This is a genomic window from Thioalkalivibrio sp. ARh3 (genome assembly GCF_000377265.1).
In the GTDB taxonomy this organism is placed as follows: Bacteria; Pseudomonadota; Gammaproteobacteria; order Ectothiorhodospirales; family Ectothiorhodospiraceae; genus Thioalkalivibrio; species Thioalkalivibrio thiocyanoxidans.
Map to the genome: position 1 here is coordinate 81,654 of NZ_KB897947.1, position 17,908 is coordinate 99,561.

At 66.9% G+C, this 17,908-nt stretch carries 14 protein-coding genes; 9 read left to right on the top strand and 5 right to left on the bottom strand.

From position 1 onward, the window contains the following. From C995_RS0100415 to C995_RS0100425, 3 genes are all read left to right on the top strand, one after another. Nucleotides 1-1,116, top strand: a complete 1,116-nt coding sequence (locus C995_RS0100415; RefSeq protein WP_018863042.1) for an ABC transporter ATP-binding protein — start codon at nucleotides 1-3, stop codon at nucleotides 1,114-1,116. A 111-nt stretch (nucleotides 1,117-1,227) separates the two neighbouring features. Beyond that, nucleotides 1,228-3,015: an autotransporter assembly complex family protein gene (locus tag C995_RS0100420; protein ID WP_231362393.1), complete on the top strand. Its 1,788-nt coding sequence runs from the start codon at nucleotides 1,228-1,230 to the stop codon at nucleotides 3,013-3,015. Then, on the top strand, nucleotides 3,012-7,160 hold the full coding sequence (locus C995_RS0100425; RefSeq protein ID WP_026278861.1) for a translocation/assembly module TamB domain-containing protein: 4,149 nt from the start codon (nucleotides 3,012-3,014) through the stop codon (nucleotides 7,158-7,160). Before C995_RS0100420 ends, C995_RS0100425 begins: the two co-directional genes overlap by 4 nt. Before the next feature lie 70 nt (nucleotides 7,161-7,230). Here C995_RS0100425 and C995_RS0100430 read toward each other — a convergent pair whose 3' ends face one another. From C995_RS0100430 to C995_RS0100450, 5 genes are all read right to left on the bottom strand, one after another. Further along, nucleotides 7,231-7,731, bottom strand: coding sequence for a thioredoxin fold domain-containing protein (locus tag C995_RS0100430; protein WP_018863045.1), 501 nt, complete (start codon nucleotides 7,729-7,731; stop codon nucleotides 7,231-7,233). Between the two features lie 187 nt (nucleotides 7,732-7,918). Then, the gene (locus C995_RS0100435) at nucleotides 7,919-8,560 is read right to left on the bottom strand and encodes an OmpA family protein (protein WP_026278862.1); all 642 of its coding nucleotides are present in this window, start codon (nucleotides 8,558-8,560) and stop codon (nucleotides 7,919-7,921) included. Between the two features lie 414 nt (nucleotides 8,561-8,974). Beyond that, entirely contained in the window at nucleotides 8,975-10,636 is a 1,662-nt protein-coding gene (gene groL, locus C995_RS0100440) for a chaperonin GroEL (RefSeq protein WP_018863047.1), read from the bottom strand. Nucleotides 10,637-10,685: 49 nt separating this feature from the next. Continuing rightward, entirely contained in the window at nucleotides 10,686-10,976 is a 291-nt protein-coding gene (gene groES / locus C995_RS0100445; RefSeq protein ID WP_018863048.1) for a co-chaperone GroES, read from the bottom strand. Nucleotides 10,977-11,112: 136 nt separating this feature from the next. Next, a complete protein-coding gene (locus C995_RS0100450; RefSeq protein WP_018863049.1) occupies nucleotides 11,113-11,598 on the bottom strand; it encodes an FxsA family protein in 486 nt (161 codons plus the stop codon). 191 nt (nucleotides 11,599-11,789) lie between these two features. Here C995_RS0100450 and C995_RS0100455 point away from each other — a divergent pair, with 191 nt between their 5' ends. From C995_RS0100455 to C995_RS0100480, 6 genes are read left to right on the top strand one after another with little or no spacing between them, the layout of a single operon-like run. Then, nucleotides 11,790-12,344, top strand: a complete 555-nt coding sequence (locus C995_RS0100455) for a thioredoxin family protein (protein WP_018863050.1) — start codon at nucleotides 11,790-11,792, stop codon at nucleotides 12,342-12,344. Nucleotides 12,345-12,352: 8 nt separating this feature from the next. After that, a complete protein-coding gene (locus C995_RS0100460) occupies nucleotides 12,353-13,747 on the top strand; it encodes a TolC family protein (RefSeq protein WP_038080499.1) in 1,395 nt (464 codons plus the stop codon). Between the two features lie 39 nt (nucleotides 13,748-13,786). Then, nucleotides 13,787-14,614, top strand: a complete 828-nt coding sequence (locus C995_RS0100465; protein WP_018863052.1) for an efflux RND transporter periplasmic adaptor subunit — start codon at nucleotides 13,787-13,789, stop codon at nucleotides 14,612-14,614. Between the two features lie 16 nt (nucleotides 14,615-14,630). Next, entirely contained in the window at nucleotides 14,631-14,975 is a 345-nt protein-coding gene (gene cutA / locus C995_RS0100470) for a divalent-cation tolerance protein CutA (RefSeq protein ID WP_018863053.1), read from the top strand. Beyond that, complete coding sequence (dsbD, locus tag C995_RS0100475; RefSeq protein ID WP_018863054.1) at nucleotides 14,963-17,338, top strand: protein-disulfide reductase DsbD; 2,376 nt, start codon at nucleotides 14,963-14,965, stop codon at nucleotides 17,336-17,338. Before cutA ends, dsbD begins: the two co-directional genes overlap by 13 nt. Then, on the top strand, nucleotides 17,335-17,901 hold the full coding sequence (locus tag C995_RS0100480) for a peroxiredoxin (RefSeq protein ID WP_018863055.1): 567 nt from the start codon (nucleotides 17,335-17,337) through the stop codon (nucleotides 17,899-17,901). Before dsbD ends, C995_RS0100480 begins: the two co-directional genes overlap by 4 nt. Nucleotides 17,902-17,908: the final 7 nt, after the last annotated feature.

A 17,908-nucleotide genomic window follows, 5' to 3' on the forward strand; every position in this document is an offset into this window, starting at 1 on the left:
ATGACACAAGCCGCCATATCCACCGCCGCGATCCAGGTGCCCCATACGCCGTTGCTGGAACTCGACGATATCGACATCGGCTACGACGGCAAGGCCGTGGTGCACGGGGTCTCGCTGGCCCTGCCCGAGGGGCAGATCGGGTGCCTGCTGGGCCCCTCCGGCTGCGGCAAGACCACGCTGCTGCGCGCGATCGCGGGATTCGAACCAGTGATGCGCGGGGCCATCCACCTGGGCGGGCGGGCCGTGAGCGAGCCCGGGCATACGGTGCCCCCGGAGCGCCGTGGCGTCGGCATGGTGTTTCAGGATTTTGCGCTGTTCCCGCACCTCAATGTCGCCGACAACATCGCCTTCGGTATCCGCGACTGGAGCCGCGACGCGCGCACCGATCGCGTCCAGACGCTGCTGAAGCTCGTGGGCCTGTCTGGCTACGGCGAGGCCTATCCGCACGCCCTGTCCGGCGGCCAGCAGCAGCGCATCGCACTGGCACGCGCCCTGGCGCCGAAGCCGGCACTCCTGCTGCTGGACGAGCCCTTCTCCAGCATGGACGTAGAGCTGCGCGGCGACCTGGCCCGCGAGGTGCGGCGCATCCTGCGCGCAGAGCGCACCACCGCGATCCTCGTGACCCACGACCAGCACGAGGCCTTCGCCTTTGCCGACCGCATCGCGGTGATCCACCAGGGCCGCATTGCCCAGTGGGATACCGCGTACAACCTCTACCATCGCCCGGCCGACCGTTTTGTCGCGGACTTCGTCGGCGAGGGCACACTGATCCCCGGAATGGTCTGCACCGAAGACCGAGTCGACACGGCCTTTGGCGAGATCCAGGGTTCGATGTCCGAACAGCTCCCGCCGGGGACCGCGGTGGACGTGCTGGTACGCCCGGACGATATCGCCATCGACAACGAACAGGGCACGGTGCGCACCGAGATCCTCGACAAGGCCTTCCGCGGGGCCGACTTCCTCTACACCCTGAAACTCCCCGACGGGATCAACGTGTTGTGCATGGCGCCCAGCCACGACAACTTCGTGATCGGCGAGCATGTGCGCCTGCGCCTGGATTTCACGCACCTGGTGGTGTTCTCGCGCGGGAGCGGAGTGGACTGCCCGAGCGCCTGAGCCTGGGGGAGACACGGACGCGGTCGTTGCCGGGAACTCACGTCCGCGGCAAGACACTGATAGGGACATCCCCTTTCCCGAAGCCCTGCGGCTACCCGCTATTATCGATCCATGACCCTTCTTCCTCGCCGGCATCCGTTTCCCCTGCTGCATGCGCACGCGGCTCGGCGGGCAAGCTGGATCGGGGTGCTCCTGGTGCTGCTGGCGTTTCCCCTGGCGGCCGACGAGGACGATGGCCCGGTACCGGGTCTGGTGCTGCAGGGCGGCACGGAGTTACAGCGCGAAAACATCCGCAACAGCCTCAACCTGGCGCGCCATCCCTGCGAGCTGCCCGGCTTTCGCGAGCGCCGCCTGCTGCGCGACTCTGAAGAACGCGCGCGCAACGCCCTGCGCGCCGTCGGCCACTACGACGCCGAACTGGACCTGAGTCTGGAGCGCGACGATGCCTGCTGGGACCTGCACCTGAGCTTCGAGCCGGGCCCGCCAACGACGGTCGAGACCATCGATATCCAGGTCACCGGCGAGGGGGTTGGCGATCTCGCCTTCGAGGCCGTGCTCAGCCAGACCGACATCCAGGAAGGCGATGTCCTGCGCCATGACCGCTATGACACCCTGCGCAATCGCATGACGCGGATTGCCGCGGATCGCGGCTATTTCGACGCGGACCTTCACACCCGCCGCCTGGAGGTCGACCGCGAGCACCGCACCGCGACCATCCGCCTGCACATGGACACGGGCGATCGCTACCGCATGGGGCGGGTTACACTGGACCAGGACATCCTGGCGCCGGAATTCGTCGAACGCATGATCCCGTTCGAGGAGGGCGACCCCTACAGCTCTTCACAGATCATCGCACTGCAGCGGAACCTGAACGACTCGGGGTATTTCTCCGGGGTACGGGTGCGTCCCCTGCGCGACGAGGCGGAGGACCGCCACGTTCCGATCGTGGCCGAGTTCGAGCCCCGTCGGCGGCACAACTACGAGGCCGGCATCGGTTACTCCACCGACATCGGCCCGCGCCTGCGCTTTCGTTTCGAGAACCGCTATGCCAACCAGCGCGGTCACCGCTATCACGCGGAGCTGGAGGCCTCCCCGGTACGCTCCGGTGTGGGCTTCAACTACGCGATCCCGCTGCGTGACCCGCTGCGCGAGCAGTTGAACCTGTTCACGAGCTACCGCACCGAGGACACCGATACCCAGCAGTCGGACCGCTTCCAGGTCGGGGCCAACCGCGTGCTGCAGCGAACCGGGGGCTGGCAGACCACCGAGGGCCTGCGCTACGAGCACGAGGACTACACCATCGGCGACGAGACGGATCGCAGCCGCCTGCTAATCCCGTCCTATCGGGTCAGCCGGATGGAGGCCGACGACCCGATGACTCCGCGTCGCGGCTACCGCTTCGACGTCACCGTCCAGGGGGCGCAGGAAGAGCTCCTGTCCAGCACCTCGTTCGCGCAGGTACTGGCCAGCGGCAAGTTCGTGCGCGCGATGGGTCCCGGACGCGTACTGGCCCGGGCGGATGCCGGGTTTACGGAGGTGGACTCGGTACGCGAATTGCCCAGCTCCCTGCGCTTCTTCGCCGGCGGGGATGCCAGCATCCGTGGCTACGGCTACCAGAAGGTCGGCCCGACCAACGAGGACGGTGACGTGATCGGCGGGCGCCACAAGGTGGTTGGCAGCCTGGAGTACGACATCCCGGTGCGCGGCAACTGGAGCGCTGCCGCCTTTGTGGACGCCGGCAACGTCGTCAACGATTGGACCGAATTCGACCCGGTCTACGGCGTCGGCATGGGCGTGCGATGGCGTTCTCCGGTGGGGCCGATCCGCGTCGACATCGCCCACGGCCCGGACTCGGACGACGACTTCCGCATCCACTTCTCCATGGGGCCGGACCTGTGAGGCGCGTGGGCAAGGCACTGCTGTGGCTGATCGGCGGGGTCCTGCTGCTCCTGATCCTCGCGGCGGGATCCGTGATCGCGCTGTTGGCCTCCGAGAGCGGTACGCGCTGGCTGGCCGAACAGGCCGAGCGGCACGCCCCGGTGGATCTGCGCATCGAACGAGTCCAGGGCACGCTGTTCACCGAGCTCGCAATCCACGGTCTCTACCTGTCCCTGCCGGACGGCCCCCGCATCGAACTGGACGAAGGTCGCCTGGGCATCGACGCCCGCGCGGGACTGCGCGGCGAGCTGCGGATCCCGGTCGTTCATGCGACCGGGCTGCTGATCGACCTGCCACCCGAGGCGATCGATGACGACGAGGAGCCCTTCGAACTGCCCGATGCGATCCGCCTCCCGCTGGCGGTGCAGCTGGAGGATGTCCTGCTGAGCGACCTGCGGGTGTACCGCGAAGGCACGCCCCTGGTCGCCATCACGCAGATCGCGGCCCGGGCGCGGGCCAGTGGCTCCCGGGTCGAACTCCAGCAGCTCGACCTGGACATGCCGGAGATCCGGGCGCAGTTGCAAGCGCGGGTCGAGACCGAAGATGACTACGCGGTGAACGCCGAGGGCACCTGGACCGCGCCCCTGCCGGACGCCGTGGCCGCAGGCCTCGATGCCAGCGAGGCACAGGGGCGACTGGAGCTGGACGGACACCTGCGAGAACGCCTGCGGCTGCATCATGTCCTGAGCGCTGGGGTGGATCTGACCCTGCAGGCCGAGGTGGTCAATGCGCTGGAGGACCCGCGCTTCGACGCCGAGATCACCTGGGCCCCGTTCGCCTACCGGCTCGCCCCGGACCAGGCCGCGCATGTCGCCACGGGCCGGCTCCATGCCTCCGGCAAACCCGACGACTGGTCGCTGGGCCTGGATGGCGGCGCCCGGCTGGACGACATGCCAGCAGTCGAACTCGTGCTGCAGGCCCATGGCGACCTGTCCATGGCCGAGATCGAGACACTGCGGCTGGATTCCGAGGCCGGACGGCTGGGGCTCGCCGGTCCCATCCGCTTCGACGAGGCCCTCGACTGGGATCTGCAACTGGCACTCGACGACCTCGACCCCGGCCCCCTGGGTCTGGAACTCGACGCGGGCCTGGAACGGCTGCGGGCCACCCTGCGGGGCCGCCTCCCACTGGACACCGAACAACCACCGCTCGCGGCACTGGAAGCGACCGTCGACATCGACGAGCTGCGGGGACGCTTCGAGGACCATGTCCTGACCGGGCAGCTGGGCCTGACCCTAGCGGACGGCACGGCCCGCCTGCGCGACAGCGAACTCAAGGTCGACGAAGACGCCCTGACGGCCACCCTGAACGGCCAGGTCGCGGGGCTGGAGGGTGATCTTTCGGACCCGGGGCACGCGCTGGATCTCGCACTGGATCTGGCACTGGAGGCCCCGGATCTCGCCCGCCTGCATGAGGAGCTGGAGGGCCACCTGGAACAGCTACGGCTGGCCGCCAGCGGTCACTTCGCCCCCGCCTCGGGACAGCTTCGGGCCCAGTTGAGACTGGACCCCCTGCGGGCCGAAAGCCATGGCATCGCCGTGACCGGCGACGGACGCATGGACCTGACCGAGACCGGAGCCCGGATCGATCGCCTGCGCCTGGCGATGGACGACGGCGGGAGTCTGGACCTGGCGGGGGACGTGGGCTGGGCCGAGGGTCTCGACTGGGACCTCGCGCTGCAGGCCGAGGCGCTGGACCCGGCCATCATCACACCCGAGGCGCCGGGGCATCTGGATCTCGCACTCACCACGCGCGGCCGGCAGGCCGAGGACGGCGTACTGCATCTGCAGGCCGAACTGGAACACCTGTCCGGTACCCTGCGCGAGCAGCCAGTCGAAGGGCGCGGCCGGGCCGAGCTGGAAGGCGACGCCCTGACCGTGGAACAACTGGAGCTGGCACTCGGCGCCAATACCCTGAGCGCTCAGGGCCACTGGACCGACGCGCTGGATTTCCGCCTGCGGGTGGATGCCCCGGAACTGCAGCAGCTATGGCCCGACCTCGCGGGACGCCTGAACCTGGATGCGCACGTAACCGGATCGCCGGACGCTCCTCGGGTGGCCGCCGAGGGCGACGGTGCCGGACTTCGGCTGGGGGACATCGCGCTGGGCCGGCTGGACCTGAGCGCCGAGGCCGGGCTGGCCGAGGATGCCCCCGCCCGGCTGGATCTGCGGCTCGAGGATCTGGAGCCGGCCACAGGGGTTCAGCTGGCCAGCGTGCGCCTCGGGGCCACGGGGACCATCGACGATCATCGCCTGGAGCTCGACGTGGACGGGCAGGAACTGGGTACGCTGGCACTGGCGCTGGCCGGCGGCTTCGATCTCGAGACCACGCACTGGAGCGGCCAAATGACCCGGCTGGACCTGACGCAGCCCCAGGCCGGCGACTGGTCATTGCCCGCCCCGGTCGCTCTGGAAGGGGGCCCGGAGTCCGCCCGCCTGGAGCGCCTGTGCCTGACCCGGGAAGGCGGGCGCGTGTGCGCGGACGGGCGCTGGGAGGCGGCGACTGGCGGCAACTTCAGTGCCTTGATGCAGGACCTCGAGCTTGGCTGGCTGGGCCCCCTGCTGCCACCGGAGCTGGGCATCGAGGGCCAGATCAATGCCGAGGCCAGCGGCCGTCTGGATGACCGGGGCCGCATCGAGGCCGATCTGGCCGTGCGCCCGACGGATGGGCGCCTGATGGTGCGCGACGAGGATGGCGAACTGCAGGATGTGCCCTATCGCGATGCCCATCTCGACGCGCGCGTACGCGACCGTGACGTGGATGTCGATTTTCGGCTCGGCTTTCTCGACGGCGGTATCGCACGGGCGGCTCTGGAACTGCGTCCGGATGGCGACGACATGCGGATCGACGGCGACTTCGAGGCGCGCCTGGATGACCTGTCCTGGATTGCGGCGGCAAGCCCCGACATCCAGCGCCTGCGCGGCGTGCTCGATGCCCGGCTGACCTTCGGCGGGCACCTGGACGCCCCGCTGGTCGAGGGCGCCGTGCGCTTTAGTGACGGGGGCGTGCTGATCCCGGAGGCCGGGATCGACATCCTGATCCCCCAGATGACCGCCAACGTCGTCTCCGCGGAGGAGATGACCCTGGACGGACGGCTCGAATCGGGCGATGGCGCGATCGATCTGACGGGTCGCGTCGACCTGGGCCGGGACGGCCCGCGGGCGGAGATGCAGATGCGTGGCGAAGACTTCCTCGCCGTGAACCGCGTCGATGCGGAAGCCACTATCACCCCCGACCTGGAACTGGTATTCACCCCCGAAGATGGCATCCGTGTGCGCGGCGAGGTACTGCTGCCGTGGGCTCGACTCCGTCCGCCGGATCTCCCCCCGGGCGCGATCCGGGTATCCGGTGACGAGATCATCCTCGGCGAGGAACTGGAAGAGGCACAGGCCCTGAAGACGGATATCCGCATCCGCATCCGTCTGGGCGATGACGTGCGCTTTGACGGTCACGGGCTCACCGCCCGCTTTGCCGGCGAGGTGGACGTGGAGGAGATCGCCGGGCGCCCGACCCAGCTGTTTGGCGAGATCCGCATCCCCGAGGGCCGCTTCGATGCCTACGGCCAGGACCTGCGGGTGGACCGGGGGGTGCTGCTGTTCCAGGGTCCCGCGGAAACACCGGAACTGGACCTGCGCGCCGTGCGTACGGTGCGCGAATACAACGTCACCGTCGGGCTCGAGATCGGCGGCACCCCGGACAACCTGCGTTCCAGGGTGTTTTCGGACCCGGCAATGGACGAGACCGAGGCCATGGCGTTCCTGCTGACCGGGCGGCCCCTGTCGGGTGCAACGGAGTCGGACGGCAACCTGATCGCCTCCGCGGCGGCGGCCTACGGCCTGGAGCAGGGTGCACTGATCACCCAGCGGATCGGGACCGAGCTGGGGCTGGACGAGGTGGCCATCGATACAGAGGGCGGCATCGAGGAGACGGCCCTGACCCTGGGGCTGTACCTGTCCCCGCGCCTGCTGCTGCGCTACTCGGTCGGCCTGTTCGACAACACCTCACGCGTACTGCTCAGCTATGAGCTAAGCCGACGCCTGACGCTGGAGACCTCCTCCGGCACCACCGAGCAGACCGTGGACCTGATCTATCGGATCGAGCGCTGAGCCCGGGCCAAGCTGCGGCGCACATCAGGGGCGTTGGGGCTGCGCGGGTCCCGGCCTGGTGCGTATCTGCCTAGCTCGATTCCCCGTTGTCACGCAGAGCCCGCTGGATGCGCTGGCGGATCTGGCTGCGATAGAGCTGCTCGTTGGGGATGCCAACCAGCGGCTCACCCACCGGCTTGCCTTCGGCGTCAAAGGCCACGATCGTCGGCACGACACGGGCCCCGTAGGCACGCCCCAGCTCGTGACCACGGCGCACCTCGCCATCGAAGTCCCGCACCTCTTCGCGGTCGAGCATGACCTTGCGGATATGGATGCCTTCGAAGTTCGCGTCCTCGCTCATCGGACCCAGGTGCTGGTTCTCTGCCCGATCGCAGTAGGGGCAGCTGTCGGAGGCGAACATGATCAGAGTCGGCTTGCCCTCCCCGTCCTGCACCAGAGACTGCAGGTCAGTGGCCCGTTCGATACCGTGCGCGGAGGCAGTACCGGACAGCCACAGCCCCCCGAGCATCAGAACCACTGCCAGGCCGGCCAGACGCATCCCCTTGCGCAGCTTGAGCGTATGCATCTTCATGATCGTTACGGTCCTCTTGATTTTGGACTCAGTCTAGGGCGGAAGGCTTAACCGAAGCTTAACGACCCCGAACCATGATCACCTGGCCGAAGCTCCGGTGCCCTTCACAAAAAAGGCCCCGCCGAGGCGGGGCCTTGGTCCCGGTCATCGGGCACGCCGATGGCCGGTTTCCGACAGGCGGAGGACCTTAGTCGACGCGCTGGCGCACGTCGGAGGTCACTTCCACGCGGCGGTTGGCCTCGCGGCCTTCGCGAGTGGCGTTGTCGGCGGTCGGACGTTCCTCACCGTGGCCCACGGTGCGGATGTCGTCTTCACGCACGCCCTCGCTGGCCAGGAAGTCGGCCACGGACTGGGCACGACGCTCAGACAGGCCCTGGTTGTACTCGGCCGGACCGATGGTGCAGGTATGACCTTCGACCAGCACCGAGCTGTACTCGGCGTCATCGGCGGTCAGGCTGCGGGCCAGCTCACGCAGGGCGTCGCGGCCTTCCGGACGCAGTTCGGCGCTGTCGAAGTCGAACAGGGCCTGGGCGCTCAGCGTGGTGGTTTCGAACTCCGGCTCGGGCTCGGGCTCGGGCTCGGGAGCCGGATCCGGCTCGGGGGCCTCGACGGTCTCTTCGATGTAACCGGCGCACTGCGAATGCTTCACGTTTTCCGGGGCCCAGGAGCGGGTGCGGACGCACTCGCCGGAGCGATCCATCACGACGTTGCCGCTACGGTCGGTGACATTGGCCGCCGGCGGTTCCTGAGCCATGGCCTGACTCGCGGTACCGATCAGCAGCGTGGCCACGGACGCGGCCAGAAGATTCTTAACCAGCTTGTGATTCATGTTCATAGCCTCCTTGTAAAAACAAACGACGACTGATCAGAGACAAGCGCGTTGCCGAACGGTTGACTCCCGACCGGAATCTGGAGCAGCGAGCGCCAAGCCCTCTACAGCAGCTTGATAGTGGCACATGCTTTCCGGTTTTGCACGCATTCCAGCCAAGAATTGTATCGGCATCACAACGTTGTCACATTAAGGAAACACCCGTCTGTGATCAGGCGACTCCCTTCTTTTGTCTGCGCAGGACCACTGCCAGCCGACAAGCACGCCATCCTCACGAAAAACCTTGTTCCCTTAAGGACACACAGATTGCTTGTGGGTTCCGGTCTACAAGAACAGCCTGGCTCAATCCAGACAAAAAGACCCCGCCGAAGCGGGGTCTCGCCTGTGTCGGGCAAAATACAAAGGCCGAGCGGCTTACATCATGCCGCCCATGCCTCCCATTCCGCCCATGCCACCCATGTCGTCCATGCCGCCGCCGGCACCGCCACCGTCGTCCTTCTTCGGCAGCTCGGCCACCATGGCCTCGGTGGTGATCAGCAGGGCGGCCACGGAAGCAGCGTTCTGCAGCGCCGAGCGGGTCACCTTGGTCGGATCCAGGATGCCCATGTCGATCATGTCGCCGAAGTCGCCGGTTGCCGCGTTGTAGCCGTAGTTGCCCTTGCCTTCCAGGACCTGATTCAGGACCACGGACGGCTCGTCACCGGAGTTGTAGACGATCTGGCGCAGCGGCTCTTCCATTGCGCGGCGGGCGATGTTGACGCCAGCGGTCTGCTCTTCGTTCTCGCCCTTGAGCTTGGTGATCGCGGCACAGGCACGCAGCAGGGCCACGCCACCACCGGGGACCACGCCTTCCTCGACCGCCGCACGGGTGGCGTGCAGGGCGTCCTCGACGCGGGCCTTCTTCTCCTTCATCTCGACCTCGGTCGCGGCGCCGACCTTGATCACCGCAACACCGCCGGCCAGCTTGGCCACGCGTTCCTGCAGCTTTTCCTTGTCGTAGTCGGAGGTCGCTTCCTCGATCTGGGCGCGGATCTGGTCGACGCGGGCCTTGATGTCCTTGTTCTGACCCATGCCGTCGATGATCGTGGTGTTTTCCTTGGTCACCTGCACCTTCTTGGCTCGACCCAGGTCTTCCACCGTGGTCTTCTCCAGCGACAGGCCGACCTCTTCGGAGATCACCTGGCCACCGGTCAGAACGGCGATGTCCTGCAGCATGGCCTTACGGCGGTCACCGAAGCCCGGGGCCTTCACCGCGGCGACCTTCACGATGCCGCGCATGGAGTTCACCACCAGCGTGGCCAGGGCCTCGCCCTCGATGTCCTCGGCGATGATCAGCAGCGGCTTGTTGGCCTTGGCCACGCCTTCCAGGATCGGCAGCAGATCACGGATGTTCGAGATCTTCTTGTCGAACAGCAGGATGTAGGCGTCGTCCAGCTCGGCGCTCATGCTCTGCTGGTTGTTGATGAAGTAGGGCGACAGGTAGCCGCGGTCGAACTGCATGCCTTCCACGACGTCCAGCTCGTTCTCCAGCGAGGAGCCTTCCTCGACGGTGATCACGCCTTCCTTGCCGACCTTGTCCATCGCGTCGGCAATGATCTCGCCGATCGCGACGTCGGAGTTGGCGGAGATCGAGCCCACCTGGGCGATCGCCTTGTGCTCGGTGCACGGCTTGGACAGCTTCTTCAGCTCTTCGGTCGCCGACTTGACGGCCTTGTCGATACCGCGCTTGAGATCCATCGGGTTCATGCCGGCGGTGACCGCCTTCATACCTTCGCGGACGATGGACTGGGCCAGCACGGTCGCGGTGGTGGTGCCGTCACCGGCGGCGTCGGAGGTCTGCGAGGAGACTTCCTTCACCAGCTGGGCACCCATGTTCTCGAACTTGTCTTCCAGTTCGATCTCCTTGGCCACGGACACGCCGTCCTTGGTCACGGTCGGGGCGCCGAAGGCCTTGTCGAGGACCACGTTGCGGCCCTTCGGGCCCAGGGTCACCTTCACGGCATTGGCCAGGGTATTCACGCCCTTCGCCATGCGGGTACGGGCGTCGTTGCCAAAACGGACTTCTTTTGCACTCATGTCTCGTTCTACTCCTGAAAATGTGGGGATAGGGGCGGATCGCCGGGGCTTAGCCCTCGATCACGGCCATGATGTCGTCTTCGCGCATCACCAGGACGTCTTCGCCTTCGACCTTGACCTCGGTGCCGGAATACTTGCCGAACAGCACCTTGTCGCCGGCCTTCACGTCCAGCGCGCGGACGTCGCCGTTTTCCAGGATCTTGCCGTTACCGACCGCAACCACCTCGCCGCGGATCGGCTTCTCGGCCGCCGAGTCCGGGATCACGATCCCGCCGGGGCTGGTGCGCTCTTCTTCCATACGCTTCACGATGACGCGATCGTGCAAAGGCCGCAGGTTCATGGTGCGAACTCCTTATATCGATGTTCTTAACAGGTTGGAGGATGTCGGGTAGGCGCCCTGTTAGCACCCACCCCGAACGAGTGCTAATAATAGGGACACACCAAGCCGAGTCAAGGGCTGCGAGGAGGGAGAAATCTCAGCGGTGGTCGTCGTGGTCCAGGCGCTCGTCGGGGGCAGACTCGTCACTGCCGTCGTGGCGACGAAACTCCCCCTCGATCGGGTCACCCGGCCCAGCCGCGCCGGAGCCCCTCGTCCGCGCCCGGATCATGCCCCGGCGCAGGATGCCCTCGGCCGCCCAGCGACGCAGGGGCGGCACCAGCAGCACAAAGCCGGCCGCATCGGTGAAAAACCCGGGCAGCAGCAACAGGACCGCCGCCGACATCAGCAGCCAGCCCTCGACCAGCCCACGCGCGGGCATCTCGCCGCGGGCCAGGCTCTGCTGCAGGCGCCGCCAGTGATAGAACCCCTGCAGACGAAACAGCAGAAGCCCCGCAGCGGCCGTCGCGACCACCAGCGCCACCGTGGCCAGCGCCCCGACGGCGTCACCCACCCAGGCGAAACCGAAGATCTCGAGCAATACCAGCCCGAGAAAAACGAACAACGGGAGGAAGGGGCTGCGCATGAATAACGGGTTCCAGAACAGGACGAGCAAGCCATTGGAACACGCCCCCACCCCCCTGTCGAACCCCCCCTCCCAGCGGTATGCCGCCACGCTCGGACTCGCTCTCGTTTTCCTTGCATTCAGGAGGGAATTGAGGGAGGCTTCTGCCCGTCTTGTTTGTGAACGACTTCAGAATTCCGGAGCCCAGCCGCATGACACCACGCCGTATCGTCACCCTGCTTCCCGCCCTGCTGGCTGCCCTGCTCCTGGTGCTCCCGGGGCTGGGCAGTGCCGGCGTGGAAGACCCGCGCGACCCTGACCATCACTTCTTCGATCCGACCTTTGGCGACTTCCAGGAAGAGCTGGATGAGGCCCGCGACGCCGGCAAGAAGGGCATCCTGCTGTTCTTCGAGATGGATGACTGCCCGTTCTGCCACCGCATGAAGAACCAGGTGCTGAACCAGCCGGAGGTGCAGGAATATTTCAAGGACCGGTTCAGCATCTTTGCCGTGGACGTCGAGGGCGCAATCGAGGTGGTGACGTTCGAGGGCGAGACCAAGACGATGCGGGACTTCGCGACCCGCGATTTCCGCGTGCGTGCCACACCGGTGTTCCAGTTCTTCAACCTGGACGGCGAGCCCATTGCCCGATTCACCGGGGCCACCCGGGATGTCGACGAGTTCCTGCTACTGGGCGAGTTCGTCGCCGAGGGGCATTACGAAGACGGAAACTTCACCCGCTTCCGCCGCGAACACGCCGGACGATAGGTAGCCCAATGCACCCAGGACATGCGACGCACCGGAACGGGCGGCGCCGAATCGCAGCGCCCATTCTGGCCAGCCTGATCACAACCGCCCTGCTACCTCTGCCAGTGATCACGGCCGCGCAGGACGTTCCGGCCGACGGGGTTGTCGATGCCGAACCGTTGCCCGAACCGCTGCGGCTGGAGAACGCGCTGAGCGCGGTCGACGCCCTTCATCCCCAGGTCCGGCGCGCCCGCGCGGAACGCGAGATCGCGGAACAGGAGCTCGCCGGGACCCAGGCCGAACGGGACGTGACCGTCAACGCGCGGCTGGAGGCCCGCTGGGTCGAGCCGAACGACCTCGCACCGGACCAGAGCCGCAACGACTCCCGTGCCGCCATTGTCGCGCGCAAGCTGCTGAGCGACTTCGGCCAGTCCAGTGCCCGCGAGGCCGCCGGCACCCAGCGCCTCGAGGCCGCCCGGGAGATGGAGACCCTGGCGCACGCGCGGCACGCGCTTCACGTGATGGACCGCTACTTCAACGTCCTGCTCGCCGACCTTGGCTTCGCCCGCGACACCGAGGCGATGGCGGCCGCGTTCGTCACCAAGGAGCGTGCGGAAGAACGCGCCGAGCGCGGGCAGGTATCGGACATCGAGGTCTTTCGCCTGGAGTCGGAGTACCAGACCCTGCGCGTGCAGCGCCAGCGCGCCCTGCAGAATCAGCGCCGCGCGCGCGACGAACTGGCCGAGGCCCTGAACCGGCCCGGCGAGCGCATCCGCACCGTACTCGCCCCCGCCCTGCCGCTGGATCTGCCGGACCTCCCGGATCTGGACGAACTGATGGCCGAGCTCGAAAGCGCCAATCCAACGCTCGCCGCCGAGCGCCTGCAGGTGGAGGCCGCCGCGCGCGGCGTGGACGCGGCACGCGCCCAGCGACGCCCGCGTCTGTATGCGGAGGCGGAGACGGGCTACTGGAACCGCGAGTTCGGTGGCGATCGCAACCCGTTTGCGGCGGGCCTCGTGCTGGAGATCCCGCTGTACGAGGGGCGTCGTCAGGACAGCCGGGTCGGGCATGCCGTCGCGGCGCGCCAGCGCGCCGAGGCCGATATGGGACAGACCCGGATCGAGGTCCGCAATCGCCTGCGCGAGCTCTATCACGAGGCCCAGGCCCTGCGCATGCAGCGCGACGAGGCCGAATGGCGCATGGACTATCGCCAGCTGTATATCGACCGCGCGCGCTACCTGTACGACATCGAGGACCAGGCCGATCTCGGCGACTCGATGGTGCAGCAAAGTGCCGCGGCCTACTTCAATGCCCAGACCGAACTCGAGCTGGCCATGGTCTACGAGCGCCTGGCCCTGCTGACCGGCCGTGACGACCTCAGCCCCTTTCGCCTGGCCGGGACGGCCATGGCGGAATCGGAGTAACAAATATGCGTCCAAAGGCGCCCCAAGGGAGAACACCCGATGTCCATTGATCGCCTGATGCCGGGCCGGCCCCGTCGCCGGCTGCTGCTCTCGGCCATCGCTTGCTGCACCCTGCTGTTGCTGATCCCCGCTGGATCGGCGGCCGAGGAAGACGGCACGCTGAAGGGTCAACTGGACTGGGGACAGACCTATCGCATTACGGCCCCGGTCGCCGGCAAGATCCAGTCAATCGAGGTCGGCCCGGGCGAGCACGTCGACCAGGACACCACCCTGTTCCGCCTGGATACCCGGCGCGTCGAGGCCGATCTGCGCGCGGCCCAGGCGGCGATCGATCGCCTGCAGCTGGAACTGGACGAGGCCGACCGGGAGGTCGAAAAGGCGGAGGACCTGTACGACCAGACCCTGATTGCCTTGCGCGAGGTGGAACTGGCCCGCATCGAACAGGCCACTGTGGCCGCGCGGCTGGCCGAGGCCCGCGCCCAGCGCGACCGTGCGCGTGCCGACCGCGACGATGCCTCCGTCCGCGCACCGGCCAGCGGCCGTGTCACGCGCATTGATGTCTCCCCCGGTCAGTTCGTGAACCCCGCGCTGGCGCCGGCGGTACTGGCGGTACTGGGGCACGGCGACACCATGCGCGCTCGCGCGCTGGTGGCGCCGGAGCGTGTCGCATCTCTCAGCGAGGGGCAGGCGGTCACCATTACCGTTGGCGACGACGAGTTTTCCGGCACGATCGACAGGATCGGCTGGGAACTTGTGAGCGACAACGAGGATCAGGGGTACCGGGTCGAGGCCGAATTCTCGCCAGGCGACGATGCCGTGCTGCGCCCCGGCCAGCCGGCCCGGATCGAACTTCGCACAGATTCCTGATGCCCAAGAACTGATCATGCCGGAGAAGGAAACCGACAACACGAACGTGCGCGCCTGGCTGGTGCTCACCACCCTGGACGACGCCGCCGAGGCGGAGAGTCTGGCGGGTGATCTGGTTCAACGCGGGCTTGCGGCCTGCGTGCACATCCTCCCTGCCGGACGCTCGGTTTATTTGTGGAAAGGGAATATCGAGACCGATCCCGAAGTCACATTGCTGATCAAGACCTCCGTCGATGCCCGCGATGACCTGCAGGCCCACCTGACGGAATACCACCCCTATGAAACGCCGGAGATCATTGCCGTGCCGATCACGCACGGATCCCCGGATTACCTGGACTGGATAACGCAATGCACCTCCTGAAACTGCGCAACTGGCTGGCGACCCTGCTGGTCGCATTCCTGCTGACCCCGGGGCTGGCACATGCCATCTTCGATGACGATCTGCTGGACCCGGATGACGCGTTCAGCCTGAGCGCCGAGGCCATTGATGCCGACACGATCCGCCTGACCTGGGAGATCGCGGACGGCTACTACATGTATCGCGAGCAGTTCGAGTTCGAGCCCGAGAGCGAAGGGCTGGAACTCGGCGAACCGGACATCCCGGACGGCGAGAAGAAGACCGACGAGTTCTTCGGCGAGGTCGAGACCTATCGCGACGAGGTCAGCATCGAGCTGCCCATCCTCGCGGCCGACAGCACCGAGATCGAACTGACCGCGCGCTCGCAGGGCTGTGCGGACATCGGCGTGTGCTACCCGCCGCACTTCCAGACGGTCTCGCTGGAGCTCCCGGGCCTGCCTGGCGAAAACGGCGAAGAGGCGGTCGAAGAGGAGGCCGCCGAAGACGAAGCGGTCGAAGAGGAACGCAGCGCCCTGGACGAGATGGGCGATCTGACCGGCGACCTGGGCGCGGCCGATGACCTGCTCGAACCGGAAGAGGCCTTTGCCGCTTCGCTCGAGGCGATCAGCCAGAATGCCGTGATCCTGCGCTTCGAGATCGCGGAGGACTACTACCTCTATCGCGACCAGCTCGATGTCCGCATCGCCGAGGGCGACGGTATCGAGCTGGGCCCCGTCAATCCGCCCGAGGGCGAAATGCACGAGGACGAGTTCTTCGGGGAAACCGAGATCTACCGCGACGAGGTGGAGATCCTGGTCCCGGTGCTGCGCGACGAGGACGACGTCTCCGAAATCACGCTGGCGATCGACTACCAGGGCTGCTGGGACGGGGGAGTGTGCTACCCCCCGCTGACCCAGGAGGTATCGGTCAGTTTCGCTGACGACCTGGCCGTCGAAGCCGACGAGGACGCACTGCCCGAGACCGGCGACGAGGCCCTGGACGAGATCGAGACCGCCCCGCCCGAAGAGGAGGTCGTCCCGGAGGAAGAAGATGAGGCCGCCCCTGTCACGCAGCAGGACCGCATCGCGGCCCAGCTGGCCGATGGCCAGATCTGGCTGGTGGCCCTGGCCTTCTTCGGCTTCGGGCTGCTGCTGACGTTCACCCCCTGCGTGTTCCCGATGATCCCGATCCTGTCGAACATCATCATCGGGCAGAAGAACCTGACCACGCGCAAGGCATTCCTGATCTCGCTGGTGTTCGTGCTGGCGATGGCGCTGACCTACACCATCGCCGGGGTCTTCGCCGGGCTGGCCGGGGCCAACCTGCAGGCCGCGTTCCAGAACCCCTGGATCATCGGCACCTTCGTCGCGATTTTCATCGCACTGGCGATGTCGATGTTCGGCTTCTACGAACTGCAGATGCCGGCCGGCGTGCAGAGCAAGCTGTCGCAGATCAGCAACCGCCAGGAAGGCGGCACCTACATGGGCGCCGGGATCATGGGCTTCCTCTCGGCCCTGATTGTCGGCCCGTGCGTAACCGCCCCGCTGATTGGCGCCCTGCTCTACATCAGCCACACCGGCGATGCGGTACTGGGCGGCATCGCCCTGTTCTCCCTGAGCATGGGCATGGGCGCCCCGCTGCTGGCGATCGGCACCTCGGCCGGCCGCCTGCTGCCGAAGGCCGGTCCGTGGATGGATACCATCAAGGCAGCATTCGGCGTCGGTCTGCTCGCGATCGGCATCTGGCTGCTGGAACGGGTGATCCCCGGCCAGGTGGCGATGTTCCTGTGGGCCACTCTGCTGATCGTCACCGCGATCTACATGGGCGCCCTGCGCTCGTTGCCGGAGGGCACCTCGGGCTGGTACAGCCTGTGGAAGGGGCTGGGCGTGGTGATCCTCATCTACGGCATCCTGCTGATGATCGGCGCGGCTACCGGCGGCAAGGACGTGTTCCGGCCGCTGGCCAGCCTGACCCAGCCCGCGGCTCCCCCCACGGCCGAGCAGGGCCCGACGGAGATGGAGTTCACCTACATCGACAGCCTTGAAGACCTCGAGCGCGAGGTCGACCGCGCGCGCGAAAACGGCCAGCCGGTGTTCGTGGACTTCTACGCCGACTGGTGCGTGGACTGCGTGCGGCTCGAACGCACCACGTTCCAGGACCAGCGCGTAATCAATGCCATGGCGGATGTACACCTGCTCAAGGCGGACGTGACCGACAACACCTCGGAGCACCGCGAGCTGATGCGCCACTTCAATCTCTTCGGGCCGCCGGCCATGATCTTCTACGACCAGGACGGCAACGAACTGCGCAACTATCGCAACGTGGGCTATCTGAACGCCGACCGCTTCCTGGCCCACGTCGAAAACGCAATCGGGGTAACGCCATGAAGCATCGTTCGCATCCGTTCGGCTGGGTCGCCCTCGTGGCGGCCAGCGCCCTTGTGCTGGCAGGCTGCGAGGAACCCACGCCCGAGATGGATACCGCCGGGGCCAACGGAAACGGGGCCACGGAAGCCGCCGCCGAGGATACCCAGGGTAACCGCCGCATCGACTTCACCCTGCCGGACCTCGAGGGCAACGAACGCCAGTTGAGCGAATGGGACGGCGACCTGGTCGTGCTGAATTTCTGGGCCACCTGGTGCCCACCGTGCAAGAAGGAAATGCCGCTGTTCCAGGAGACCTGGGAAGAACACCGCGACGATGGCTTCACCATCGTCGCGGTCGCCGTGGACGAACTCAGCGCGACCCAGCACTTCGTCGACGACTTCGGGATCGAATTTCCGATCCTGATCGGTCAGGACGAGGCCGTGGAAGTCGGTCGCGAGTACGGAAACCGCATCGGGGCGCTGCCCTACACGGTACTGATCGACCGCGACGGCATCATCCGCGACACCCATCGCGGCGAGGTCGAGGAAGAAGACCTGCAGGCCTGGCTGGACGATTACCTGTAAGAGCGCG